At 64.9% G+C, this 23,033-nt stretch carries 22 protein-coding genes and 2 pseudogenes; 7 read left to right on the top strand and 17 right to left on the bottom strand.

What is annotated here, in order from left to right:
• Positions 1-9: 9 nt before the first annotated feature.
• The 5 genes and pseudogenes from LRS11_RS09945 to LRS11_RS09925 form a co-directional block, all read right to left on the bottom strand.
• Positions 10-2,250 (bottom strand): chemotaxis protein CheA, encoded by a 2,241-nt coding sequence (locus LRS11_RS09945; RefSeq protein WP_260496655.1) that lies wholly within the window; start codon positions 2,248-2,250, stop codon positions 10-12.
• Positions 2,247-2,585, bottom strand: a complete 339-nt coding sequence (locus LRS11_RS09940; protein ID WP_260496654.1) for a lipid asymmetry maintenance protein MlaB — start codon at positions 2,583-2,585, stop codon at positions 2,247-2,249. Before LRS11_RS09940 ends, LRS11_RS09945 begins: the two co-directional genes overlap by 4 nt.
• A 10-nt stretch (positions 2,586-2,595) precedes the next feature.
• On the bottom strand, positions 2,596-2,964 hold the full coding sequence (locus LRS11_RS09935; RefSeq protein WP_182834340.1) for a response regulator: 369 nt from the start codon (positions 2,962-2,964) through the stop codon (positions 2,596-2,598).
• Between the two features lie 34 nt (positions 2,965-2,998).
• A pseudogene (locus LRS11_RS22485) lies at positions 2,999-3,574 on the bottom strand (methyl-accepting chemotaxis protein); the annotation flags it as partial.
• Positions 3,575-4,384: 810 nt separating this feature from the next.
• Positions 4,385-5,026, bottom strand: coding sequence for a response regulator transcription factor (locus tag LRS11_RS09925; RefSeq protein ID WP_260496652.1), 642 nt, complete (start codon positions 5,024-5,026; stop codon positions 4,385-4,387).
• A gap of 124 nt (positions 5,027-5,150) precedes the next feature.
• Here LRS11_RS09925 and LRS11_RS09920 point away from each other — a divergent pair, with 124 nt between their 5' ends.
• The 3 genes from LRS11_RS09920 to LRS11_RS09910 all read left to right on the top strand — a co-directional run bounded on the left by LRS11_RS09920 (position 5,151) and on the right by LRS11_RS09910 (position 8,026).
• The gene (locus LRS11_RS09920) at positions 5,151-5,312 is read left to right on the top strand and encodes a hypothetical protein (RefSeq protein ID WP_260496651.1); all 162 of its coding nucleotides are present in this window, start codon (positions 5,151-5,153) and stop codon (positions 5,310-5,312) included.
• 122 nt (positions 5,313-5,434) lie between these two features.
• Positions 5,435-6,547: a succinylglutamate desuccinylase/aspartoacylase family protein gene (locus LRS11_RS09915; protein ID WP_260496650.1), complete on the top strand. Its 1,113-nt coding sequence runs from the start codon at positions 5,435-5,437 to the stop codon at positions 6,545-6,547.
• Positions 6,548-6,649: 102 nt separating this feature from the next.
• Complete coding sequence (locus LRS11_RS09910; protein WP_260496649.1) at positions 6,650-8,026, top strand: L-serine ammonia-lyase; 1,377 nt, start codon at positions 6,650-6,652, stop codon at positions 8,024-8,026.
• Positions 8,027-8,120: 94 nt separating this feature from the next.
• Here the strand turns inward: LRS11_RS09910 and LRS11_RS09905 are convergent, their stop codons facing one another.
• A complete protein-coding gene (locus LRS11_RS09905; RefSeq protein ID WP_260496648.1) occupies positions 8,121-8,960 on the bottom strand; it encodes a hypothetical protein in 840 nt (279 codons plus the stop codon).
• A gap of 370 nt (positions 8,961-9,330) precedes the next feature.
• Between LRS11_RS09905 and LRS11_RS09900 the strand changes: the two are divergent.
• The 4 genes and pseudogenes from LRS11_RS09900 to LRS11_RS09885 form a co-directional block, all read left to right on the top strand.
• Positions 9,331-9,474 (top strand): annotated as a pseudogene (locus tag LRS11_RS09900) (L-serine ammonia-lyase); the annotation flags it as partial.
• 125 nt (positions 9,475-9,599) lie between these two features.
• Entirely contained in the window at positions 9,600-11,384 is a 1,785-nt protein-coding gene (locus LRS11_RS09895) for a DUF1538 domain-containing protein (protein ID WP_260496647.1), read from the top strand.
• A complete protein-coding gene (locus LRS11_RS09890) occupies positions 11,381-11,743 on the top strand; it encodes a P-II family nitrogen regulator (protein WP_260496646.1) in 363 nt (120 codons plus the stop codon). Before LRS11_RS09895 ends, LRS11_RS09890 begins: the two co-directional genes overlap by 4 nt.
• Positions 11,740-12,132 carry a hypothetical protein gene (locus tag LRS11_RS09885; RefSeq protein WP_260496645.1) on the top strand — a complete coding sequence of 131 codons (393 nt, stop codon included), beginning with the start codon at positions 11,740-11,742 and terminating at the stop codon, positions 12,130-12,132. The genes LRS11_RS09890 and LRS11_RS09885 overlap by 4 nt, the downstream gene beginning before the upstream one ends.
• A gap of 96 nt (positions 12,133-12,228) precedes the next feature.
• Here the strand turns inward: LRS11_RS09885 and LRS11_RS09880 are convergent, their stop codons facing one another.
• The 11 genes from LRS11_RS09880 to LRS11_RS09830 all read right to left on the bottom strand — a co-directional run bounded on the left by LRS11_RS09880 (position 12,229) and on the right by LRS11_RS09830 (position 22,751).
• A complete protein-coding gene (locus tag LRS11_RS09880; protein WP_260496644.1) occupies positions 12,229-12,990 on the bottom strand; it encodes an ABC transporter permease in 762 nt (253 codons plus the stop codon).
• Positions 12,991-13,006: 16 nt separating this feature from the next.
• Positions 13,007-13,930 (bottom strand): ABC transporter ATP-binding protein, encoded by a 924-nt coding sequence (locus tag LRS11_RS09875; protein ID WP_260496643.1) that lies wholly within the window; start codon positions 13,928-13,930, stop codon positions 13,007-13,009.
• An 80-nt stretch (positions 13,931-14,010) separates the two neighbouring features.
• Positions 14,011-14,541 carry an SRPBCC family protein gene (locus tag LRS11_RS09870; protein WP_260496642.1) on the bottom strand — a complete coding sequence of 177 codons (531 nt, stop codon included), beginning with the start codon at positions 14,539-14,541 and terminating at the stop codon, positions 14,011-14,013.
• Between the two features lie 330 nt (positions 14,542-14,871).
• Positions 14,872-15,297 (bottom strand): YybH family protein, encoded by a 426-nt coding sequence (locus tag LRS11_RS09865; protein ID WP_260496641.1) that lies wholly within the window; start codon positions 15,295-15,297, stop codon positions 14,872-14,874.
• 19 nt (positions 15,298-15,316) lie between these two features.
• The gene (locus LRS11_RS09860; protein WP_260496640.1) at positions 15,317-16,090 is read right to left on the bottom strand and encodes a DUF899 domain-containing protein; all 774 of its coding nucleotides are present in this window, start codon (positions 16,088-16,090) and stop codon (positions 15,317-15,319) included.
• On the bottom strand, positions 16,080-16,202 hold the full coding sequence (locus tag LRS11_RS09855; RefSeq protein ID WP_260496639.1) for a hypothetical protein: 123 nt from the start codon (positions 16,200-16,202) through the stop codon (positions 16,080-16,082). The genes LRS11_RS09860 and LRS11_RS09855 overlap by 11 nt, the downstream gene beginning before the upstream one ends.
• Before the next feature lie 4 nt (positions 16,203-16,206).
• Entirely contained in the window at positions 16,207-16,557 is a 351-nt protein-coding gene (locus LRS11_RS09850) for a YciI family protein (RefSeq protein WP_260496638.1), read from the bottom strand.
• Between the two features lie 179 nt (positions 16,558-16,736).
• Positions 16,737-17,975 (bottom strand): RNA polymerase sigma factor, encoded by a 1,239-nt coding sequence (locus LRS11_RS09845; RefSeq protein WP_260496637.1) that lies wholly within the window; start codon positions 17,973-17,975, stop codon positions 16,737-16,739.
• Between the two features lie 319 nt (positions 17,976-18,294).
• On the bottom strand, positions 18,295-19,677 hold the full coding sequence (locus LRS11_RS09840; RefSeq protein ID WP_260496636.1) for an aspartate aminotransferase family protein: 1,383 nt from the start codon (positions 19,675-19,677) through the stop codon (positions 18,295-18,297).
• A 64-nt stretch (positions 19,678-19,741) separates the two neighbouring features.
• Positions 19,742-21,166, bottom strand: coding sequence for an APC family permease (locus tag LRS11_RS09835; protein ID WP_260496635.1), 1,425 nt, complete (start codon positions 21,164-21,166; stop codon positions 19,742-19,744).
• A gap of 91 nt (positions 21,167-21,257) precedes the next feature.
• On the bottom strand, positions 21,258-22,751 hold the full coding sequence (locus tag LRS11_RS09830) for an aldehyde dehydrogenase (protein ID WP_260496634.1): 1,494 nt from the start codon (positions 22,749-22,751) through the stop codon (positions 21,258-21,260).
• Positions 22,752-23,033 lie beyond the last annotated feature (282 nt).

Here is a 23,033-nt window from a genome sequence, read left to right as displayed (position 1 = left end):
ACGTTCCTTTTAGTAGGTCGAAACTACTGCTGGGGACTCGGCCTTGAGTGGGCCACTGCTAAGGTTGCCCGACGAGACAACGGCGCTACTGGCCCGATGAATCAGTTGGGGGACATCGAGAATCAACGCCACGCTGCCATCACCGAGGATGGTCGAGCCGCTGAGAATCTTGTTGCGCGCGAAGATCTGTCCGAGCGGCTTGATCACCGCCTGGAACTCGCCGACCAGCTCATCGACCACCACGCCGGCCCGGCTCGCGCCGAACTGCAGCACCACCAGGCTGGCGCGCCCATCGACAGCGGCCTCCAGGCCGAACAGCTCGCGCAGGCGCACATAGGGCAGCGCCTCACCGCGCAGGTTGAACAGTTCGTTGAGGTCCTGCTGCGCCCCCAGATCGACACACTCGATGACCTGATCCAGCGGCAGGACGAATACCTCGCCAGCCACCTTGACCTGGAAGCCATCGATGATCGCCAGGGTCAGCGGCAGGCGGATGCGCACCGTGCTGCCCTGGCCAAACTCGCTGAGCACCTCGACCTCGCCACGCAGCTGCTCGATGTTGCGCCGCACCACATCCATGCCCACGCCACGTCCGGACAGGTTGGTCACCTGCGCGGCAGTGGAGAAACCGGGCTCAAAAATCAGCCGATAGACTTCGGCGTCACTCAGCACCTGGTCGGCCTGCACCAGCCCTTTCTCGATGGCCTTGGCGAGGATCCTGTCGCGATCCAGGCCACGGCCGTCGTCGCTGACTTCGATGACGATGCTGCCCGACTCGTGGAAGGCATTCAGGCGCAGCAGGCCGCGCGCAGTCTTGCCGCTGATCTGGCGTAACTCGGACGGCTCGATGCCGTGGTCCATGGCATTGCGCACGATATGCATCAGCGGATCGGCGAGCTTCTCGACCATGGACTTGTCCAGCTCGGTGTCGGCGCCGGTGATCAGCAGCTCGATGTCCTTGCCCAGTTCCTTGCTGATATCGCGCACCACCCGCGGGAAGCGCTGGAACACTTCGCCGATAGCGACCATGCGCAGCGACAGCGAAGCGTCGCGGATATGTTCCACCAGAGTGGCGACGCCTTCGTTGGCCTCGGCCATGGCGGCCGGATCGCCCTGGCGCAGCGACAGGCTGGCCGCGGCACCGGCGATCACCAGCTCGCCGACCAGGTTGATCAACTGGTCGAGCTTGCCCACTTCGACCTTGATGAACACCTGCTCCTGGCTGCGTTTTTCTTCGCTCTGTTTCTGCTTGTGCAGGGCCGCCGAGACCACCGGCGGCGCCACCAGCTGTTCCTCGACCAGCAGGGTGCCCAGCGGCGGTGCCGGCTGCCGACCACTGCTCTGCCGCTCCAGCACGCGCTGCAGCTCGTGGGTGGTCAGCGCACCGCTGCGCACCAGCATCTCCCCTAGGCGCCCCGGCGCTTCCGGCAGGCTGGAGATCAGTTTGATAAAGGCATCGATGGCGCTGTGCGGCGGCAGAATGAGCAGCTGACTGTCTTCGCGGATGAACTCGAAGGCATCCTCGATTTCCTGCTTGCTGGCGCTGGACTCGAACTCCAGCTCATAGCCCAGGTAACTGGTCTCGGCATCGAAGCCGGCGGCGTCCGGCACCTGATCGGTCAGCGTGTGGATGTAGACGATGCGCCCCAGTTTGCCCAGGTAACGCAGGAACGACAGCGGATCCATACCGCTGCGCAGCACGTCGCTATTGGGCCGCAAGGAGATGTGCCAGAGGTCACTGCTAACCGCCTCGCCCTCCATGACATCGACCCGCCCGGTAGCGGCCTGCACCGACGACACCGCGGTGCTTTCCGGGCGTTCCGTGCTTTCTTCCGCTGGCGCCGCAACTGCCTCGACGGCCGGTTGCAGGTAGTCGTTCAACTGGCTGAGCAGGTGCTCACGCAACGCCGGATTGGGCTCATTGGCCTCGCTGCGTTCCTCGACCGCCGTAAGCAGGCTGCCTATATAGTCGCCACAGGTCAGCAGCAGCGAGAGCATCGCTCCGTCGAGGATTTGCTCGCCGTTGCGCACCTCATCCAGCAGGCTTTCCACCACATGGGTGAAGTTGATCAGCGACTCCAGGCCGAACAGCCCTGCCGAACCCTTGATGGTATGCGCGGCCCGAAAAATCGCATTGACCCGCTCGCTGTTGTAGCCGTCGCTCTCGATTTCCAGCAGCGCGTCTTCCATCGCCGTGAGCAGTTCACGGCCTTCCTGCACCAGGGCACCACGGGCTTGATCCAGATTCATGGGCGAGCTCCAGCGGCGTCCAGCGGGATGACCAGCGGATCGCCCAGTTCGGCAACCAGGTTGAGCAGGTCGAGCACCTCGCGCACGCTCGGCGCGTGCTGCACGAAAGTCAGGTTGCGTTTCTGGCGCTGAGCCTCGCGCTTGAGCATCAGGAGGATCTGTACGCCGCTGCTGTCGAAATCCTCGACCGCACCGAGGTCGATATCGAGTTGCTTATGGCTGCCCAGCAACCCCAGCAACTCATCCTTGAGCTCGGCGGCATTGTAGATATTGAACTCGCCCTGCACGGCGGCGATAAATCGCCCGCCTTCCTCACGACCACTGATTTCGCTCATGCGCTCACCGTTAAGGCAGGATCAGCTTGGACACGGCATCCAGCAGTACCGGCGGCTGGAAGGGTTTGACCACCCAGGCACGCACCCCGGCGGCCTTGCCTTCGGCCTTCTTCGCCTCGCCAGCCTCGGTGGTGAGCATGATCACCGGGGTGAACTTGTAGGCCGGCAGCAGCTTGGCCGATTTGACGAAGGTGATGCCGTCCATGTTCGGCATGTTCACGTCGGAGACGATCAGGTTGATCTTGCGCCCATCCAGTTTGCTCAGCGCATCCTTGCCATCGCAGGCTTCCAGCACGTCGTAGCCGGCACCCTTGAGCGCGATGCCGACGACCTGGCGAAAACTCGTCGAGTCGTCCACCACCAATACGGTCTTGCCCATGACTTGATCCCTGTTTCCGTTCAGATGTGTGTGTTCAGAAGAAAGTGACGGAGGACTGCTCCACGCCCCCTGCAGCCTGCCCGCTGTGCGCACGCTGCTGCTCCAGCGTGGTATAGCTGGACTCCAGGCGTTTCAGCCACTCGCCACTGGAGGGCACCCGCTCATCACCCATGCAGCCCTGCAGGCGCTGGATGTCGTCGGTAATGTGGGAAATGATCTGGCTGACCCGGTCCTGGAACTGCAGGTCGACCAGCACCGCGTTGACCGTGTGTTCGACCTCGCGGCTGTTGCTCTGCAGCATTTGCAGGCGCTGCTCGAGCTGGCTGACGCCCGCCGCCAGTTCGCTGAGTACCTGCCCGACGATATTTTCTGCAGCCTGGATAGTGCTCTGGCTGACGGTGTCCATCTGCTCGGCCCGCGCCACCATGGACTCCATCGAGCGGCCCATGACCTGTACTTTTTCGGTGATCTTCGCCCCGGTTTCCCCAGACATCGACGACAGCTTGCGCACCTCGTCGGCGACCACCGAGAAGCCGCGCCCGGACTCGCCAGCCCGTGCCGCTTCAATCGCCGCATTGAGGGCCAGCAGGTTGGTCTGCGAGGCGATCTTGGCCACGTCTTCGGCCATGCCGTGCAATTCGCCGACGAAGCCGCTCAGCTCGCGGATCTCGACCAGGAAGCGCTGGCGCTCTTCACTGGTGTCATCGAGCATCTTTACCGCACGCGGCAGTTCGATCTGGGCATGGCGCAGCACCTCGAACACCCCGGCGCCGTCCTCACCGCCGCCGAGGTCGAGTACCTGGTGGATCTGCTGGCTCATGCCGATGAATTTCGAGGTCAGGCCTTCGGCTGCCTGGTAGGTCTGGCCCTGCACCAGCTCGATATGGCGTACCCAGAGTGGCAGTACGGCATCCAGCAGGTCGCGCAGCGCCACCAGGCTGGCCTGGGTCTGCGCCAGGGCCGGCGCCGAGTCTTCGACTACCGGTCCCTGAGCCAAGGCCGGGCGGTTGAGGAACAACCACAGCCAGATCAGCAGCAAACCAGCCGCCAGTGCACCGTGCCACCAGGTAGCGGCCAGCAGCACACAGACAACTGGAATCAACAGAACGCCGGCAATCAGCCAGGAACGCGGGGCATGGGCGACTAGCCGCGAACTCGTGACCATGGATGGTTCTCCAGGCAGCAGAGAGGGGTTCGAGCGCCCCTCTTTTATTGTTATGTTCTGGCCACAGCCTACCCGCCACTGAAGCGGGAAGGCCGACTCACTGAGATTAACGGTAGCTGAGATTTTGGCCGACGGCGGGTGGCAAGCTGCCATCACCGTAAATACCTGCCGGAGCTTATTAAATTGGCGCCAAAATCCTTATCAGTGATTTGGCGAGAGCGCCTAAGTAGTAATACCTAGCCAGTGAACGAGGATTCACTCGTCCAGTTTGATGATGCCGCGGCGCAGGGCATACATCACCAGACCCGCCAGATCGCGGATCGCCAGGCGGTCCATGATCTGCGCGCGGTGGGTATCAACGGTTTTCACGCTGAGGTTGAGGATAAAGGCTACTTCCTTGTTGCTCTTGCCCTTGGCCAGCCAGTACAGCACCTCCTGCTGGCGATTGGTCAGCAGCTCCAGCGGCGTTTCCTCGGTCACCCCGGCCGCGGCATCGATCACCTGCCCCGCCACCCGTGGGCTGAGGTAGCGATGACCATCGAGCACGGCCTGCAGGGCCAGTTGCAGCTCGATCACGGCAGCATCCTTGAGCAGGTAGCCCGAGGCGCCCATCTGCATGGCCTTGATCACATAGTCGCGGGTGTCGTGCATCGACAGCAGGATCACCGGCAGCTCTGGCCAGCGCGAACGCACGGTGCTCAGGGCTTCCAGACCGGAGCAGCGGCGCATGGTCAGGTCGAGCAGCAGCACGTCCGGACGATGCGTCTCCACCAGCGCCTCGACCTGGTCGCCATCACTGCCCTCGGCAACCACTTCGTAACCAGCTTCCAGCAACAGCGAACGAATCCCAGCTCTGACCAATTCGTGATCATCGACCAATACAACCCGCGCGGGCATGTGCTAACTCCTCAGACGGGGTCTTCTGCCCCTGCAATATCGGGTACCACCTCTCCCTGGTTGGGTACGTTTCGCGTGCCGCTACTGGTTGCACCAGGCACGGCGAGGGCGGCGATCCTGCTGGATGGCGCAGGTGATGGCAATCAGCCAGTTACTGATACGCGACCTGGGCTTTTACGCAGCCATCATGCGCCTAAATGTCTCGACTGCCGGAAAAAGTGTGGCGCAAATCAGCATGCGCGCCAACCCGCACAAAACCATTCCCCTACAAAAATTCATATCCTGACCAATCGGACAACCAGGAAATATCCAAGGATTGCAGCAACAATTCGGCCAGCGTCACCCATGCCCCGCACACATCCCTGCGCCGGGTACACTTCAGCATCTGCCTATGGTGAAGGACGTTTTATGCAGCACATCGAACACCCACTCCCCTGGAGCGGCCTCGGCACACAACGCACCTTGTCGGTCTTCCGCTTTGGTAATGGCCCGCGCAAGGCCTATATCCAGGCGGCCCTGCATGCCGATGAATTACCGGGCATGCGCGTAGCCGTGGAGCTCAAGCGGCGCCTGCAGGAGCTGGAGGCCAATGGACAGCTGCGCGGGGTGATCGAGCTGGTTCCCGCCGCCAACCCCATCGGCCTGGCCCAGATGTTCCAGGCCACCCATCAGGGCCGCTTCGATTTCTCCAGCGGCAAGAACTTCAACCGCGACTTTCCCAACCTCGCCGCTTTGCTGCAGCACCACCTGCAGGAGCAACTGGGCGATAGCGCCAGCGGCAACGTCGCCCTGATCCGCCAGGCCATGCGTAGCGCCCTGGCCGCCTTGCCCGAGCCGGCCAGCCAGCTCGATGGCCTGCAGCGCCTGTTGCTGCAACACGCCTGCGACGCCGACGTGGTGCTCGACCTGCACTGCGACTTCGAATCGGTCATGCTGCTCTATGCCCTGCCACAGCTCTGGCCGCAACTGCAGGGTTTGGCCGCACGCCTGGAGGCCAGGGCCGTGCTGCTCGCCGAAGACTCCGGCGGCCAGTCCTTCGACGAGGCCTGCGCAGCGCCCTGGCTGCAACTGGCCGAAGCCTTTCCCGGCAAGCCCGTGCCACTGGCCTGCCTGACCACCACCATCGAGCTGGGCGGCATGGCCGATACCGAAGCGCAGCGCGCCGAACAGGATGCCGAAGCCATCCTCGCCTTCCTCGCCGACCAGGGCCTGCTGGCGGGCGACTGGCCCCCCGCCCCCGCTCTTGATTGCAGCGCCACGCCCTTTGCCGGCGCGCAATATGCGTATGCGCCACATCCTGGCGTGGTCAGTTTTCTGCAACCGCTGGGCGCCCAGGTCAACTGCGGCGACCCGTTGTTCGAGGTGATCGACCCACTCAGTGACCGTCGCAGCCTGGTGCGCGCCACTACCGACGGTGTGCTTTACGCCCGTGAACGCCTGCGCTTCGCCCAGCCCGGCCTGTGGCTGGCCAAGGTTGCTGGCGCCACAGCGATCCGCAGCGGGCGCCTACTCAGCGATTGAGCCGTACAGCCGGCGAGGAAAGGCAACTGCGAGTCGCTTCCTCGACCTAAGGGCCGCGCCAGCGGGTGTAAGCTTCTGACTAATCAGTCACAGGAGCACGGCATGGCCCTCAGCGTATTCGACCTGTTCAAGATCGGCATTGGCCCCTCCAGCTCGCACACGGTCGGGCCCATGCGCGCCGCCGCGCGCTTCGTCGAAGGACTCAAGCGCGAACAATTGCTGAGCGCCACGGTCACTCTCAAGGTCGAGCTATATGGTTCGCTCGGTGCCACCGGCAAGGGCCACGGCAGTGACAAGGCGGTGCTGCTCGGCCTGGAAGGCGAGCAACCGGACAGCGTCGACACCACCTCCATCGAACCGCGCCTGGCGGCGATCCGCGCCAGCGGCGAGCTGAACCTCGGCGGCGAGCGACGCATCCGTTTCGTCGAGAAGGAACACCTGGCGCTGATCCGCAAGCCCCTGGCCTTCCATCCCAACGGCATGATCTTCCGCGCCTTCGACGCCGCCGGCCTGCAGATCCGCTCGCGCGAGTACTACTCGGTGGGTGGCGGCTTCGTGGTCGATGAAGAGGCCGCCGGCCTCGATCGCATCGTCGAAGACCAGACTCCACTGAGCTACCCGTTCAAGAGCGCCAAGCAGCTGCTGGCCCTGTGCAGCGAGCACCACCTGTCGATCAGCCAACTGATGCTGGCCAACGAGGCGGCCTGGCGCCCGGAGACGGAAACCCGCGCCGGGCTGCTGAAGATCTGGCAGGTGATGCAGGACTGCGTCACCGCCGGCTGCCGCAACGAGGGCATCATGCCCGGCGGGCTCAAGGTGCGCCGCCGCGCCGCCGCCCTGCAGCGCCAGCTCAGCGAGAATCCGGAAGCCAGCCTGCGCGACCCGCTGACGGTGATGGACTGGGTCAACCTCTACGCCCTGGCCGTAAACGAGGAAAACGCCAGCGGCGGCCGCGTGGTCACCGCGCCCACCAACGGCGCGGCCGGCATCGTCCCGGCGGTACTGCACTACTACCGGCGCTTCGTCCCCGGCGCCAGCGACGATGGCGTGGTGCGCTTCCTGCTCACCGCCGCCGCCATTGGCATCCTCTATAAAGAGAACGCCTCAATCTCCGGTGCCGAAGTCGGCTGCCAGGGTGAAGTCGGCGTGGCCTGTTCGATGGCCGCCGGCGCCCTGTGCGAGGTGCTCGGCGGCACCATCCAGCAGGTGGAGAACGCCGCCGAGATCGGCATGGAGCACAACCTCGGGCTGACCTGCGACCCGGTCGGCGGGCTGGTTCAGGTGCCCTGCATCGAGCGCAACGCGATGGGCTCGATCAAGGCAATCAACGCCGCGCGCATGGCCCTGCGCGGCGATGGCCAGCACTTCATCTCCCTAGACCGGGTGATCCGCACCATGCGCGACACCGGCGCGGACATGAAGAGCAAGTACAAGGAGACGGCGCGCGGCGGCTTGGCGGTGAATATCATCGAGTGCTGACCACCCGCCAGAACCGCTGCCACGCGCCGCAAGACGCCTACCTATCGCCCTCAGGCCTGCTCCCAGCTCGCAAGGCCTGAGCGCATGCGGGCGGTCATTGGGCGCTGCGCTCGTTCACGGTAATGGTGAGCAGCATGTTGCCGCGGTTGTCCGTCAGCAGGCCGGGGTTATCGTTCATGCATATCTCCAACGGGGCCGTTTGATCCGCGATGAAAGTCACCGAGCCGGCCTCGCCCTGGATACTCTGGGAGCCAAGGCGGTACACCAGCGAGAACTTCCTGCGATCAGGAAAGCGATAGCCGGCCGGGGTGACCACCGACGGGTCGCCACTGGCGTCGAAAACATGACCAGAGCCGTAATCGATCGTGCGGCCATTGGTGATGATGCGCACGCCGCTGCCCCTACGGATATCTGGCATGGGGCCCGCTGGCGACACGACGGGAATGCACAGCGTGGTGGTGACCGGCACAGGGCACTGCGGACCGACGCAGAAGCCGAATCTGAAATCCTCGCGGCCACCGGGGCCGATCCCCACCGAGATCTCTTTATCCACGCTGCCCAGGCAGTCGACCTGGCTGTTGACCCGGACCAGCTTCTTGCCGGGCCAGCCGTTGTAAGTGTGGTTAACGAGAAACAGCCCATCCAGGCGCTGATTGAAGAAGACCTGCGTCGGGCTCCCATCGCCAAAGTTAATCGAAGCCTGCCTACAACTACCGGCACCGAGGGGGCTCGCATTGATTTCCGTACCCAGTTCGGCGAAGCGCAGGGACTCGAGCTCAGCGGCGGAGCAATTCCGCGGCGGGTTGGACGGCTCATCACTGAAGCAATCACTCGGGCGATGGGTTCGGCCACCGAAGGAGATGTCGGTGATGACATTGGTGGTGCCGGTATTGGAGTTGGGCGTGCATCCCGGCAGGCCCAGGGCGGCAGCCAACAGCAGCGCCCCGCCGCTTGCCCACTTGACCCTGTGGAAACGCTTCGTCCTTGAATCGGATGGCGTGGCATTGGCCCGCTCTGGACAAATGCCGTAACGCCCGCCAGCAAAAGACAGAAACGCGCAGGTAGATGCAGCGGAAACACGAGAGGATGCTGGCCTCTTGGGAAAGCAGGTTGGCTGAGCCATGGTTGCCGATTCCTATTCAGCAGGGTTGCTATACCCAGCCTGGCTACCACTCCACTCTGCGGACCGGGGTCAAGTTAATGATGGCCTACCAACCCGAATGAATCGGAACAAAACGCGATATGAAAGCTCCGTGCTCTACGCCGCTACTACCGCATGCGCAGCGAGCACGGCCTGCCGATCAAGCCAGCTGATGCTGGCCAACGAGGCTGCCTGGTGCCCGGAGGCGAAAACCCGCGCCCGGTTGCTGAATATCTGGCAAGTGATGCAAGACTGCGTCGCCGCCGGCTGCCGCAACGAAGGCATCATGCCCGGCGGACTCAAGGTCGCCGCGGCGATCGCCCCGGCTTGGTGAGCGGGTTGGACGCGACTGGAAAAGCCCCTTAGTCTTCTGGCCAGAACCGCAGCACTGGCAGACTGTCTGCTGGCAGCCCAACCGGAGCAGTTGAGCGCATGAAAGACGCCATTCGATATGCCGACTACCTGCGCACGATCGGCGCAGGGCGCCGCGAAATCCCCCTGCGCGAATTGACCTCCGCACCGGTTCGCGATGCCGACGGACGCTGGCGAGCAGCGCCCTACCAAGCCGCGAAACTGCACAGGGATGAGGTCGTCGCCGTCCTCAAGCCCTATATCAATATCCGCCTGATGGAACAGCTGCGCGCCGTGGTTCCGCTGGCGCTGTACCTGGCGCTGTTCCAGATCATCATCCTGCGCCAGTTGGTGGAAGACTCGCTGCTGGTCGCGGGCGGCCTGTTCGCGGTGATCGTCGGGCTGATGCTGTTTATGGAGGGGCTGAAACTCGGCCTGATGCCCTTCGGCGAAATCATCGGCAACAACCTGCCGCGCAAGTCGTCCCTGCCCGTCGTCCTGCTGGTTATCCTGCTACTCGGGATTGGCGTGACCTTCGCCGAGCCCGCCATCGGCGCGCTGCGCGCCGCCGGGCAGAATGTCTCTGCGCAGCGTGCGCCCTACCTCTGGGTGATCCTCAACCAGTGGACCAGTGAACTGGTGCTGGTGGTCGGCGCCAGCGTCGGCCTGGCCGCGGTAACGGGCACGCTGCGCTTCCTCTATGGCTGGAGCCTGAAGCCATTGATCTATGCAGCACTGCTGCCTGTGCTGCTGCTGACCGTGTACATGGCCCAGGACCCGGAGCTGGCGAAGGTGATCGGCCTGGCCTGGGACGCCGGCGCGGTCACCACCGGGCCGGTCACGGTACCGCTGGTGCTGGCGCTGGGCATCGGCATCGCAGCGGCGGCCGGCAAGGGCGGCTCGGGGCTGTCCGGCTTCGGCATCGTCACCCTGGCCTCGCTGTTCCCGGTGATCGGGGTCATGCTGCTGACCCTGTACGTGGCGGCCAGCGCCACGCCGGCCGAGATCATCGCGGTGGCGCAGGCTGCGGCCGGCGCCGGACAAGAGGCGGCCGCCTGGTACAGCGTCAGCCCCGGCCTGGAGATCGTCTCGGGGGTGCGTGCCATCGTGCCCCTGGTGATCTTCCTGCTGCTGGTGCTGAAGCTGCTGCTGCGCCAGAGCCTGCCGCGGCGCAACGAGATCCTCCTGGGCATTGCCCTGACCGTGGTGGGCATGTGCGTATTCAACCTCGGTCTGACCTACGGCCTGTCCAAGCTGGGCGGCAGTGCCGGTTCGTTAATTCCGGCGGCCTTCATGCAGATTCCCGGCGCGGAAAAATCGCCCCTCTACCTCTACCAGGTGGGACTGGTGCTGGCCCTGGCCTTCGCCTGGCTGCTCGGCTACGGCGCCACAGTGGCGGAGCCCGCGCTGAATGCGCTGGGGGACACGGCGCAGACCCTGACCAGCGGGGTTATCCGAAAGAGCAGCCTGATCCGCGCGGTGTCGATCGGTGTCGCCTGCGGCATCGCCGTGGGGGTGGCCAAGCTGGTGTTCGACTTGCCCCTGGTCTGGCTGGTGCTGCCGCCCTATCTGTTTGCCGCGGTGCTGACGATGTTTTCCAGCGAAGAGTTCGTCAACGTGGCCTGGGACAGCGCCGGGGTGACCACCGGCCCGATCACCGTGCCGCTGGTGCTGGCCATGGGCCTGGGGCTGGGCAATGCCACCAACGCCGTCGAAGGCTTCGGCATTCTCAGCATGGCCTCGGTCGGCCCCATCATCAGCGTCATGCTGCTCGGACAGTGGGCCCGTATTCAGATGTGGCGGCAGGCCAAGGCCGCCACCACACAGCCTGCGAATCAATTACTGGCAACGGGGGATTCAAGATGAAACCGGAGGGCATTACCTACCTCACCGACGTGGCACTGATCACCTGCATCGTCGCCGCCGGGCGCGCCGATCTGGTGATTCGTGCAGCCCAGGGCATGGGCGCACCAGGCGCGATCGTCTACCACGCCAACGGCTTCGGCCCCCGGGAGCGTCTTGGCCTGCTCAGCATTGCCATCGATGCGGAGAAGGAAGTGGTCAGCCTGCTGGTGGCTGCCGACTACCAGGACGCCCTCATGGAAACCATCTATCACGCAGCCGGACTGGATGTTCCGGGCGGCGGCATGATCTATGCGACACCGGTTGAGAAAGTGGCCACCTACATCCCCCGCGAAATGCTGGAAAAGGGCAGCACCTCGTGAGCGGGCTGGCTATCGATATACCGGGCGGAGCGGCCAAGCTCATCACCTGCGTGTTGCCCGACAACGGTATGGATCGCCAGGTGCTGCGCATGCTGCGCGAGGAATGGGGCATCACCCGGGCGCACAGCGTGCATTGCCGGGGCGTGGCCGTGCTGCAGGCAGCCAAGGCACCGCGCGACAAGGTGCCGGAAGCCGCACTGGCGCGGGTGTTGAGCGTGGTCGTGGATGCGCAACAGGCCGACGAGGTCTTCGACTTCATCTGCGTGCAGGCGGGGCTCAACCAGCCGGACAGCGGCTCCGTGTATATGACCGCGCTGCATTTCGCCACGCCGCTGACGATGCCGGCGGGCGTGCCGGAAGAAGCCCGAGCGAAGACCACGGGGCTTTAGCCGAAGCAGAATGTGTAACTGCAGCAAGGGGCAACGCAGGCGCGGTCCATGCTGCCCGGCTGCGCCTGGCCACACAGCGCACCACCCACCCAGCGCTTACTGGCGCAAGCGATAGCCGGTCTTGAACATCCAGCCGACGGTGATGATGCACAGCAGCAGGAAGCCCAGCGTCATGCCCAGGCTGACCGCCACGTTGACATCGGACACCCCGTAGAAGCTCCAGCGGAAGCCGCTGATCAGGTACACCACCGGGTTGAACAGGGTCACCTGCTGCCACAGCGGCGGCAGCATGCTGATCGAGTAGAAGCTGCCACCGAGGAAAGTCAGCGGCGTGACGATCAGCGCCGGCACCACCTGCAGCTTCTCCCAGCCATCGGCCCACACGCCGATGATGAAGCCGAACAGGCTGAAGGTGATCGCCGTCAGAACCAGGAACAGCGCCATGACCAGCGGATGGGCGATCTCGAAATCGACGAACAGGCGCGCCGTGACCAGGATGATCAGGCCGAGGATCACCGACTTGGTGGCCGCCGCACCGACGAAGCCGATGAGGATCTCCAGGTAGGAAATCGGCGCCGAGAGCAGCTCATAGATGGTCCCCGAATACTTCGGCATGTAGATGCCGAACGAGGCGTTGGAAATGCTCTCGGTGAGCAGCGCCAGCATGATCAGCCCCGGCACGATGAAGGCGCCGTAGCTGACGCCCTGCACCTCGGTCATGCTCGAACCGATGGCCGAGCCGAACACCACGAAGTACAGCGAAGTAGAAATCACCGGGGTGGCGATGCTCTGCAGCAGGGTGCGCCAGGTGCGCGCCAGTTCGAATAAATAAATGGCCTTGATCGCGTGAAAATTCATACGTTCCTCTTTGCGCTCAACGGCCGGAAACCAGATTGACGAAGATATCTTCCAAGGAGCTCTCGCTGGACTGCAGATCCTTGAAGTCGATGCCGTGCTGGGCCAGGTCCTTGAGCAGCTCGGCGATGCCGGTGTGCTCGCGCTGGGCGTCGAAGGTGAACACCAGGGCGTGGCCGGCGTCGGCCAGCTCCAGGCCATAGCTGGCCAGCTCGGCGGGGATGCTCGCCAGCGGGTGCTTGAGCTGCAGGGTCAGCTGCTTCTTGCCGAGCTTGTGCATCAGCACATGCTTGTCCTCCACCAGAATGATCTCACCCTTGCGGATCACCCCGATGCGGTCGGCCATTTCCTCGGCTTCCTCGATGTAGTGGGTGGTGAGGATGATGGTCACCCCGCGCTCGCGCAGCTGACGCACCATGTTCCACATGTCGCGGCGCAGCTCCACATCGACCCCGGCGGTGGGCTCGTCGAGGAACAGGATCGACGGTTCATGGGACAGCGCCTTGGCGATCATCACCCGGCGCTTCATGCCGCCGGACAGTTCGAAGATCTTCGCGTCGCGCTTGTCCCACAACGACAGGTCGCGCAGCAGCTGCTCCAGATAGGCCGGGTTGGGCTTCTTGCCGAACAGGCCGCGGCTGAATTTGACCGTCGCCCAGACGGTTTCGAACACGTCGTTGACCAGCTCCTGCGGCACCAGGCCGATCTGCGAGCGGGCCGCGCGGTAGTCGGCCTTGATGTCATAACCGGCCACCCGCACCTGGCCTGCGCCCGGATTGACGATGCCGCAGATGATGCTGATCAGGGTGGTCTTGCCGGCGCCGTTGGGGCCGAGCAGGGCGAAGATTTCGCCCTTGTCGATCTGCAGATTGATCTGTTTCAGCGCCGGATGGCCGGACGCGTAGGTCTTGCTCAGGTTTTCGACCGCGATCACCGACTCCACGGTTACTCCTTAGCCAGGCAGCAAAAGCGCGATTGTAGAGCAGCAGCGGTGGATCATGCTCGGCAAGCTTGGCGCCTGCGTCAGGTTTTTTCGCCCTCGGCCAGTGCCTTGAGGCTGGCCAGACCCTGGTCGAAGTCCTTGCCGACCATCTTGTCCATGTTGAACAGCAGGCCCATGGCCTTGCCGACGAAGTTGTTCCTACCGCTCATGCTCCAGCTCACCCGCGTGCCAGCCGCCTCGGGCTGGAAGTGGAACTCGGCGACATTGTCGGCCTGGAATGGCTTGATGAACTGCAGCTCCATGCGCACCAGCGCGCCGGGCTGGCTGGCACTGATGCGGCAACTGCCCTCGCCCACTTCACGGTTGCCGAGCCAGCGATAGATCGCCCCCACCCCGCTCGCCGGCCCCTCGTAGCTGACCTGCATTGCTGGGTCGCGCTTGGCCCAGGGCGACCACTGGTGCCAGCGGTGGAAGTCATTGACCCAGGCGAACACCGTATCCGGTGCGGCCTGGATCAGCGCCGAGCGCTCGATGCGAAAATCGGCCGGGCGCGAGGCGATGAACACCGCCAGGCCGGCGAGGATCAGTACTACGAAGATCAGCAGGGTCATGGGTTACTCCTTGTGTAGTTATTAAGTCCTGACCGCCGTGTAGCCCGGATGCAATCCGCGAGCCCGGCACGCACACTTTCCCCGGATTGCATCCGGGCTACTTGCCAGTACGGAGCGCTTTTGCCCCCTCTCCCGTTCACGGGAGAGGGCTGGGGAGAGGGTGCGCTGGCCAACTCCCTCTCCCCCGGCCCCTCGGTTTTGGCGTCCTGCGTCACCCTACCTCCTGCATTCCTGCAGTCGTCTCCCACAAGTGGGAGAGGGGAGACAAGCAATCCGGGAGCGCGGCATGCCCCTTCCCCGGATTGCATCCGGGCTACTCGCGCCCCCTTATCAAGGCTCCAGGCCGAACAGCGCCTGTCCACTCTCGGGATCGAACGGCACCGAGAAGTGTTCGTGGGCGATCAGCCAGCGCCCGCCCTGCTTGCGGTAGCCCTGGCTGACCCGTAGCCAGCAGCCCTGGCTCTTGCCCTCGGCGTCGGTACCGGCGCAGTAGGCGAGGAAGTGGCCGAAGCCCAGCTCACCGCTGGCTTCCTGCTGCAGCTCGCGCACGTCGAAGGTGGTCGGCCCGGCGCACATCTCAAGGCACATCTGCCAGTGCGCCCGGTAGGCGGCGCGGCCCTTGAATTGCAGCTGGAGGATGGCGTCGAAGGCCAGTACATCCTCGGCGTAGTGCTCAATGATGGCGTCCAGGTTCTTCGCCAGGTTGGCAGCGACCCAGGTGTCGATCAGGCCGCGCAGTTCGGTCGTGGTGCTCATGTTCTTTCTCCTTGTGCGCTCAGGCGCAGCAGTCATGCGTGGCGACCGGGACCTCACCATAGCGGTCGTTGTGCTGGTTCCAGAACAGCCCCTTACCGTCCAGATCGGGCATGCCGTCCCAGCCCTCGCCACGGCCGAACGGCGTGAGGTCGAGGTAGTGGTAGGTGTTCATCAGCATGTCCAGGCCGCGGCCATAGGTGGAGTAGCAGTGGAACACCCGCTCGCCGTCGCGCAGGAACACGCTGGCGCCGGGCAGCTCGCCCTTGGTGTTCTCCAGCTGCCCGAGGTGCTGCAGCTCGGCCTGGTCGCGGTAGTTGTACTCGACCGGCGCCTCGGCCGCGTCGATGGTCACATGGAAGTCGTAGTTGAAGCGGCTACCAAACGACGAGTACCAGGGCAACGTCCAGCCCATGCGCCGTTTGAAGGCCTCCAGCTCGGTCAGGGGCGCCCGCGAGACCAGTACCAGGCGGGTGTCGCGCGCCTGCAGATGGGCCTGATGGCCGATGTTGTCGACCAGGAAGGAGCAGCCGGGGCAGCCCTCGCCTTTGTCGCGGTGGTACATGAAGTGGTAGACGATCAGCTGGCGCTGGCCGGCGAACAGCTGGAGCAACGGCACCTCGCCATCCGGGCCATTGAAGCGGTAGTCCGCCGTGACCTCCACCATCGGCAGCTGCCGGCGAGCGGCGTTCAGCGCATCGCGTTGATGGGTCAGGGCCTTTTCCTGCTCCAGCAGGGCCAGGCGCGCGGCCAGCCATTGTTCACGGCTGGCGATTTTCGGGTATTCAGGTTTCATCGCTATTCCTCCTGGTGGCCGCGCGGCGGCAGCCCAGCCACAGGCCGAGACCGCCGGCACCGGCGACACTGGCACCACCCACGACCAGGGCGGCCAGACAGAACGGGCACACGGCCTCAGCCCTCGAGCTGCAGCTGACGCACCGGCCGCACTTCGACGCTGCCGACCCGCGCCGCGGGGATGCCGCCGGCGATCTGCAGCGCCTCGTTGAGGTCGCGCGCCTCGATCAGGTAGAAGCCGGCCAGCTGCTCCTTGGTTTCGGCGAACGGCCCGTCGGTGATGCTCAGCTTGCCGCCGCGCACACGCACCGTGGTGGCCGTGGCGACCGGTTCCAGCGGCTCGGCGGCGAGCATGCGGCCGCTTTGCTGCACGCTCTGGAAGTAGTCGAGGCACTCGCCGTCGCGCGGGCTCTCCGGCAGGCTGTGCAGCAGTTTCTCGTCGCTGTAGATCAGGCACAGGTATTTCATCGCTCTCCTCCCTGGCAGCGTTTTTCGCTGCGGTTATCCACTAGTCGCCTGGCGCAACGCCGGATCGACAGGTCCAGAAAAATATTTCTCAGCGGCCCACGACCGCTGCCCTGTTTTATGTAGGAGCCAGCTTGCTGGCGATCAGCGCCCGCACAGAGCGATCGCCAGCAAGCTGGCTCCTACATCGCCGGCAACTCGGCCAGCCGCCGTTCGAGAAACTGCCGGTCGGCGCCCTGCTGGCTCAGTTGCAGGGCGCGCTGATAGGCCGTGCGGGCCGCAGCCCAATGGCCCAGGCGCCGGTTCAGATCGGCGCAGGCGGCATGCGCCAGGTGGTAGTCGGCCAGCTCACCGCGCGCCAGCAGTGCCTCGATCACCTGCAGACCAACCTGCGGGCCGTCGCGCATGGCCAGGGCCACGGCGCGGTTGAGCTCGATCACCGGCGAGGGCGTGGCGCGCAGCAGCACGTCGTACAGGCCGACGATCTGCGTCCAGTCGGTCGCGGCCATGCTCGCCGCCTCGGCGTGCACTGCGGCGATGGCGGCCTGCAGGCAATAGGGACCGATCTCGCCGGAGGCAAACGCCGCCTGCACCTGGGCCTCACCCTCGGCGATCAGCGTGCGATCCCACAGCGCGCGATCCTGCTCCTCCAGCAGCACCGGCAGGCCATCGGCATCACTGCGCGCAGCGCGCCGCGACTCGTGCAGCAGCATCAGCGCCAGCAAACCCTGTACTTCCGCCTCGGGCAGCAACTCCAGCAGCAGGCGACCGAGACGGATGGCCTCGGCGGACAGATGCTGGCGGGTCAGCTCGGCGCCGGAGCTGGCGAAGTAACCTTCGTTGAACACCAGGTAGACCACCTGCAGCACCGCCTGCAGGCGCTCGGCCAGCTCGTTGCGCCCCGGCACTTCGTAGGGGATGCGCGCGTCGCGGATCTTGTTCTTCGCCCGCACGATGCGCTGGGCGATGGTGCTGGGCGTGGCAAGAAAGGCGCGGGCGATTTCCTCGGTGGTGAGGTCGCAGACTTCGCGCAGGGTCAGCGCCACCTGGGCCTCGAAGGCCAGGGCCGGGTGGCAACAGGTGAACACCAGGCGCAGGCGGTCGTCTTCCAGATGCTCGCCATCCCAGACCTCGCCCTCGGCGAGCGGTTCGGGGCTGTCCTCCAGGGCCTGGAAGCGCGCCTGGCGGCGCAGCTGATCGATGGCCTTGAAGCGCCCGGCCGAGACCAGCCAGGCGCGCGGATTGGCCGGCATACCCTGGATAGGCCACTGTTCCAGGGCGGCGCGGAAGGCTTCGTGCAGCGCCTCCTCGGCCAGATCGAAGTCGCCGAGCAGGCGAATCAGAGTCGCCAGCACCCGCCGCGATTCCTCGCGGTACAGGCGCTCAAGGTGCAGTTCCAGCTGCTTGGAATCCAGGTCCATGGTACGTCTCGTTCGGCCAGAGGCAGGCAAGGGTAGCCCACCAAAGCCTACCTATTGGTCGAACCAGAGGGAACGAAATCGACAAGCGGCACGCTGGCCAATTGCCCATACCCAGACGCTGTGCCGCGATGTGTTGCCACTGCCCTCGGTGCGCACGGCGCACCCGCTTTATGTAGGAGCCAGCTTGCTGGCGATCAGCGGCCGGCACAGAGCAATCGCCAGCAAGCTGGCTCCTACAGTGCAGACAGCGCCCAATAAAAAACCCTTAGCGCCGCCGGTGGGGCGCCAAGGGTTGCGGCCAGCTTGCTTGCAGTTGCCGTTACAGGCGACCGAACTCCTGGGCGGTGCGATCCAGCGCCAGCTTGGTCTTGCTGACCAGCTCGTCGATGTCGCCGCGCGTGGCCACCAGGGCCGGCGCCATGATCATCCGTCCGCCCGTGGCGCGGATGATCAGGCCTTCCTCGAAGCCGATGGTGCGGCAACGCCAGGTGATGTCGGTCTCGTTGGCGAAACGCTTGCGGCTGGGTTTGTCTTCGCACAGCTGCAGGGCGGCGACCAGGCCGGCGCCCTGGATTTCGCCGACCAGCGGGTGGCCCTCGAACACCTGGCGCAGGCACTGCTGCAGGTACGGGCCGCTGTCGTTCTTGACCTGGTTGACCACGCCTTCGTCACGCAGCGCCTTGATGTTGGCGATGGCCACGGCCGCCGCCACCGGGTGCCCGGAGTAGGTCAGGCCATGGGCGAACACGCCGCCCTGCTCCACCAGCACCTCGGCCATGCGCTTGCTCAGCACCAGGCCGCCCATGGGGATGTAACCCGAGGTCAGGCCCTTGGCGATGGTCAGGGTGTCCGGCTCAAAACCGAAGTGCTGGTGGGCGAACCACTCGCCGGTACGGCCGAAACCACCGATCACTTCGTCGGCGCACAACAGCACATCGTACTGACGGCAGATGCGCTGGACTTCCGCCCAGTAGCTGGCCGGCGGGAAGATCATGCCGCCGGCACCCTGGAAGGGTTCGGCAACGAAAGCAGCGACATTCTCCGCACCCAGCTCGAGGATCTTCGCTTCCAGCTCGCGGGCCGCCTTGAGGCCGAATTCCTCTTCCGACAGCTCACCACCCTGGACGTACCAGTACGGCTCACCGATATGGGCGAAGTCCGGCAGCATGCCGCCCATCTCGTGCATGAAACCCATGCCGCCGAGGGCGGTGCTGCCCAGGGTGGAGCCGTGGTAGCCGTTCCAGCGGCCGATCATCACCTTCTTCTGCGGCTTGCCGAGAATCTGCCAGTAGCGGCGCACGGTGCGGATCAGCACCTCGTTGGCCTCGGAACCGGAGTTGGTGTAGATGGCGTGGCTGTAGTGGCTGGGCAGCAGGCTGAACAGCAGCTCGGACAGCTCCACCACCGCCGGGTGAGTGGTGTGAAAGAACATGTTGTAGTACGGCAGCCGCTCCAGCTGACGGGTGGCCGCGGCGGCCAGATCCTTGCGGCCATAGCCGAGGTTGGTGCACCACAGGCCGGACATGCCGTCGAGGTAGCGCTTGCCTTCGTTGTCCCACAGGTGCAGGCCCTCGCCGCGCACCATCACGCGCGGCCCTTCGGCGTTCAGCGCCTTCTGGTCGACAAAGGCGTGGATGTGGTGGGCCGCATCCAGCGCCTGGTAATCACGGGTGGTGCGGGTGGGGTTCTGGGGGAGTGTCATGACAGCGGCCTCGCCTGTTTTACATGTTATTGAATGGCCGGGGCGCAACACCCCGGCGGATGACTCATTTACGCGCCAGAACTTCGTCCAGCGGCACCGGGGTGAACAGTGGTTTGCGCATGACCAGTTTGATCCACACCACGGCGATCAGCGACACCAGGCCCAGCACCACGCCGGCGCTGGTGAAGATCGAGAACGCCATCTCCGGGGTCGGCGAGGCGTAGTAGATCGACACCAGCATGCCGACGATGCCGAGCAGCTGTGGCAGCGGGTAGAACGGCGTCTTGAACGGGCGCGCCAGGTGCGGATAGCGGCGACGCAGGGCGATCACGTCCAGGTGGCAGACGATGTAGGCCAGCAACCAGGCGATGGCCGCGGCGATCAGCAGCAGATTGACCGCACCAGGGTTGTCACCCATGAACAGCACCGGAATACCGGTGATGGCGGCGACGAACAGCACGGCCACCCAGGGCGTGTTGAAGCCACGACTGAGCAGCTTGAACTGCGGGAAGGCCTGGCCGTTCTGCGCCATGCCGTAGAGCATGCGCGGGATGGCCGCCAGCGAGGTGTTGAGGGTGCTGCAGGTGGCGGTAAGTGCAGCGATCACCAGCACATGCTTGCCGGTTTCACCGAACAGCGCGGTGGCATACAGGAAGTGCGGCAGCGCATCGCTGGCCAGTTTGTCCTGCGGCACGTAGTACAGCGCGCCGATGGCATACAGGGCGATGGTGACGAAAATCACCGTGACACCGATGATCATCGCCCAGGGAATGTTGCGCTCCGGGCGGCGCGACTCTTCCACCAGCGGGCAGACGAACTCGGCGCCGACAAAGCCCCAGATGGCCAGCGCCACCAGGGTCAGCACGCCAGCGCCCATCGGGTTCCACTCCTGCGGCAGGCTGCTGCTCAGCGCCGGCTCGCTACCACTGCCGCTGACTGCGGCCAGGCCGAGGGCCAGCAGGACGATCACCATGATCGTGGCCAGGGCGGTCTGCAGGCGGGCGAAGATATCGATGCCGAGCAGGTTGAGCAGGGTGAACAGCACCAGCACGCCGAAGGCGATGCTCATGTGCGGGAACACGCCGGGATAGACCTGGTTGATGATCAGGTCGAGCAGCAGCAGTTCGGCCGAGAGGGCGAACATCGCCACCACCACGTAACCGGAGAAGGTCGAGACAATCGCCGGGAAATGCCCCAGGGCCACCTCGGTGTAGCTGCTCAGGCTGCCGGCGCGAGGAATCATCAGCGACAGTTCGGCGAAGGAGAAGATGTAGCTCAGCGCCAGCAGAAAGGCGATGAACAACGGGATGAGGAAGCCCGGCCCGGCGATGCCGGCGCCTTGCAGCATCAGCACCATCACGCCCTGGGAAACCACCAGGCCAATGGAGACCGACAACAGGGCGCCGAGCCCCAGACTCTTGCTGAACTTGCCTTTGGCCTCGACGCCCGCGGCCCGCGGGGGCGAGAGGGTGATATCGGGATCGTACATGGTGCGTTCTCCTGCGATTTTATTGTTGTGCGAGGTGGAACTTGCGTTGTGGCTCGCGCGGACATGCCGCGCCCCTTGAGCACCAGGGTGCTTAGGAGCGCAGCTGGAACCAGGTCGTCTTCAAATGGCTGTACTTGTCGAAGGCATGCAGCGACAGGTCGCGGCCAAAGCCGGACTGCTTGCAGCCGCCGAACGGGGTGCACACGTCGAGGGCATCCACGGTGTTCACCGATACGGTGCCGGCGCGCAGGCGGCGGGCCAGCCGGTGGGCGCGGTGCAGGTTGTCGGTCCACAGCGAGGCGGCCAGGCCGTACTGGCTGTCGTTGGCCAGGCGCACGGCCTCCTCTTCGCCGTCGAAGGCGGTCACCGCCAACACCGGGCCGAACACCTCGTCACGGGCCAGGCGCATGTTGGCGCTGACGCCGGTGAAGATGGTCGGCTGGATGAAATTGTCCGAGCCGTTGAAGCTCAGCCGTTGGCCGCCGCAGACCAGGCGCGCGCGCTCGCCCTGGGCCTGATCGATAAAGGCCATGATGCGTTCGGCCTGGCGCGTCTCGACGATGGCGCCCATGCGGCTGGCCGGATCGAGCGGGTCACCGGGCTGCCACTGGGCGGCCTTGGCGATCAGGCGCTCGACGAACTCGTCGTGGATCGAACGCTCGACCAGCAGGCGCGAGTTGGCCGAGCAGACTTCGCCCTGGTTGAAGAAGATGCCGAAGGCGGCCTTCTCCGCGGCCAGGTCGAGATCGCCGCAATCGGCGAACACCAGGTTGGGGCTCTTGCCGCCGCACTCCAGCCACACCTGCTTGAGGTTGGACTGCGCCGCGTAGGCCATAAAGTACTTGCCCACTTCGGTGGAGCCGGTGAAGGCCAGGCAGTCCACATCCATGTGCAGGCCGAGGGCCTTGCCGGCGGTCTCGCCCATGCCCGGCACCACGTTCAAAACGCCTGCCGGCAGGCCGGCTTCCAGGGCCAGCTGGGCCAGGCGCAGGGCGGAGAACGGCGACTGCTCGGCCGGTTTGAGCACCACGCTGTTACCGGCAGCCAGGGCCGGAGCCAGCTTCCAGGCGGCCAGGTCGAGGGGGAAGTTCCACGGCACCACGGCGCCGATCACCCCCAGCGGTTCGCGGGTGATGGTGGCCAGTGCATCGCTGGCGGTGGGGGCGACCTGATCGTAGAGCTTGTCCAGGCTCTCGGCGTACCAGGCGAAGACCTGGGCAGCGCCGGGCACGTCGACGTTGTAGGCATCCATCACCGGCTTGCCCATGTTCAGCGAGTCGAGCAGGGCCAGTTCCTCGCGGTTGGCCATGATCAGCTCGGCCAAACGCAGCAGCACCTGCTTGCGCTCACGCGGCGCCATGCGCGCCCAGGGGCCCTGGTCGAAAGCGCGGCGGGCACTGCGCACGGCGGCATCGACATCCGCCGCATCGCAGGCGGCAACCCGATCCAGCAACTGGTTGGTGGCCGGGTTGACCGAGGCAAAGGTGGCGCCGGATTGCGCGCCGCGCACCTGGCCATCAATCCATGCACCGCTGATAAAGCCCTGGGCGGCAGCCCGTTGCTGCCAATCGCTGAGTTGCAACATCGCCTCGATCCTCATACCGACCGCGCAGGGCGGCCTGGGTGGTTGTCGAGGCTGATGGTGTCCCAGGGGCGAAAACTCGGAAATTAGTAAATATATGTTCGCAGCCCATGAAAAAACTGCTCAGCCGCCAAGCCCGCCCCAGGCCGCGCTGGAGTATGTTGGGCACACAGAATCGATACACAGAACAGTGCTAAACCCTCCCCTCTCCGCCTTTCTTTTTAGGAACAGTGGGAGAGGGGCCGGGGGAGAGGGCCGCCAGCAACACCAACCTCTCCCCAGCGC

This window comes from Pseudomonas sp. J452 (assembly GCF_024666525.1).
In the GTDB taxonomy this organism is placed as follows: Bacteria; Pseudomonadota; Gammaproteobacteria; order Pseudomonadales; family Pseudomonadaceae; genus Aquipseudomonas.
Note: the sequence above shows the minus strand (reverse complement) of the source record. Positions and strands in the feature narration are given on the sequence as shown.

Coding starts and splice junctions, on each gene's coding strand:
- LRS11_RS09945 (WP_260496655.1), bottom strand. CDS start 2,250: ATGAATCTGGATCAAGCCCGTGGTGCCCTGGTGCAGGAAGGCCGTGAA.
- LRS11_RS09940 (WP_260496654.1), bottom strand. CDS start 2,585: ATGAGCGAAATCAGTGGTCGTGAGGAAGGCGGGCGATTTATCGCCGCC.
- LRS11_RS09935 (WP_182834340.1), bottom strand. CDS start 2,964: ATGGGCAAGACCGTATTGGTGGTGGACGACTCGACGAGTTTTCGCCAG.
- LRS11_RS09925 (WP_260496652.1), bottom strand. CDS start 5,026: ATGCCCGCGCGGGTTGTATTGGTCGATGATCACGAATTGGTCAGAGCT.
- LRS11_RS09920 (WP_260496651.1), top strand. CDS start 5,151: ATGGCGCAGGTGATGGCAATCAGCCAGTTACTGATACGCGACCTGGGC.
- LRS11_RS09915 (WP_260496650.1), top strand. CDS start 5,435: ATGCAGCACATCGAACACCCACTCCCCTGGAGCGGCCTCGGCACACAA.
- LRS11_RS09910 (WP_260496649.1), top strand. CDS start 6,650: ATGGCCCTCAGCGTATTCGACCTGTTCAAGATCGGCATTGGCCCCTCC.
- LRS11_RS09895 (WP_260496647.1), top strand. CDS start 9,600: ATGAAAGACGCCATTCGATATGCCGACTACCTGCGCACGATCGGCGCA.
- LRS11_RS09890 (WP_260496646.1), top strand. CDS start 11,381: ATGAAACCGGAGGGCATTACCTACCTCACCGACGTGGCACTGATCACC.
- LRS11_RS09880 (WP_260496644.1), bottom strand. CDS start 12,990: ATGAATTTTCACGCGATCAAGGCCATTTATTTATTCGAACTGGCGCGC.
- LRS11_RS09870 (WP_260496642.1), bottom strand. CDS start 14,541: ATGACCCTGCTGATCTTCGTAGTACTGATCCTCGCCGGCCTGGCGGTG.
- LRS11_RS09865 (WP_260496641.1), bottom strand. CDS start 15,297: ATGAGCACCACGACCGAACTGCGCGGCCTGATCGACACCTGGGTCGCT.
- LRS11_RS09860 (WP_260496640.1), bottom strand. CDS start 16,090: ATGAAACCTGAATACCCGAAAATCGCCAGCCGTGAACAATGGCTGGCC.
- LRS11_RS09850 (WP_260496638.1), bottom strand. CDS start 16,557: ATGAAATACCTGTGCCTGATCTACAGCGACGAGAAACTGCTGCACAGC.
- LRS11_RS09845 (WP_260496637.1), bottom strand. CDS start 17,975: ATGGACCTGGATTCCAAGCAGCTGGAACTGCACCTTGAGCGCCTGTAC.
- LRS11_RS09840 (WP_260496636.1), bottom strand. CDS start 19,677: ATGACACTCCCCCAGAACCCCACCCGCACCACCCGTGATTACCAGGCG.
- LRS11_RS09835 (WP_260496635.1), bottom strand. CDS start 21,166: ATGTACGATCCCGATATCACCCTCTCGCCCCCGCGGGCCGCGGGCGTC.
- LRS11_RS09830 (WP_260496634.1), bottom strand. CDS start 22,751: ATGTTGCAACTCAGCGATTGGCAGCAACGGGCTGCCGCCCAGGGCTTT.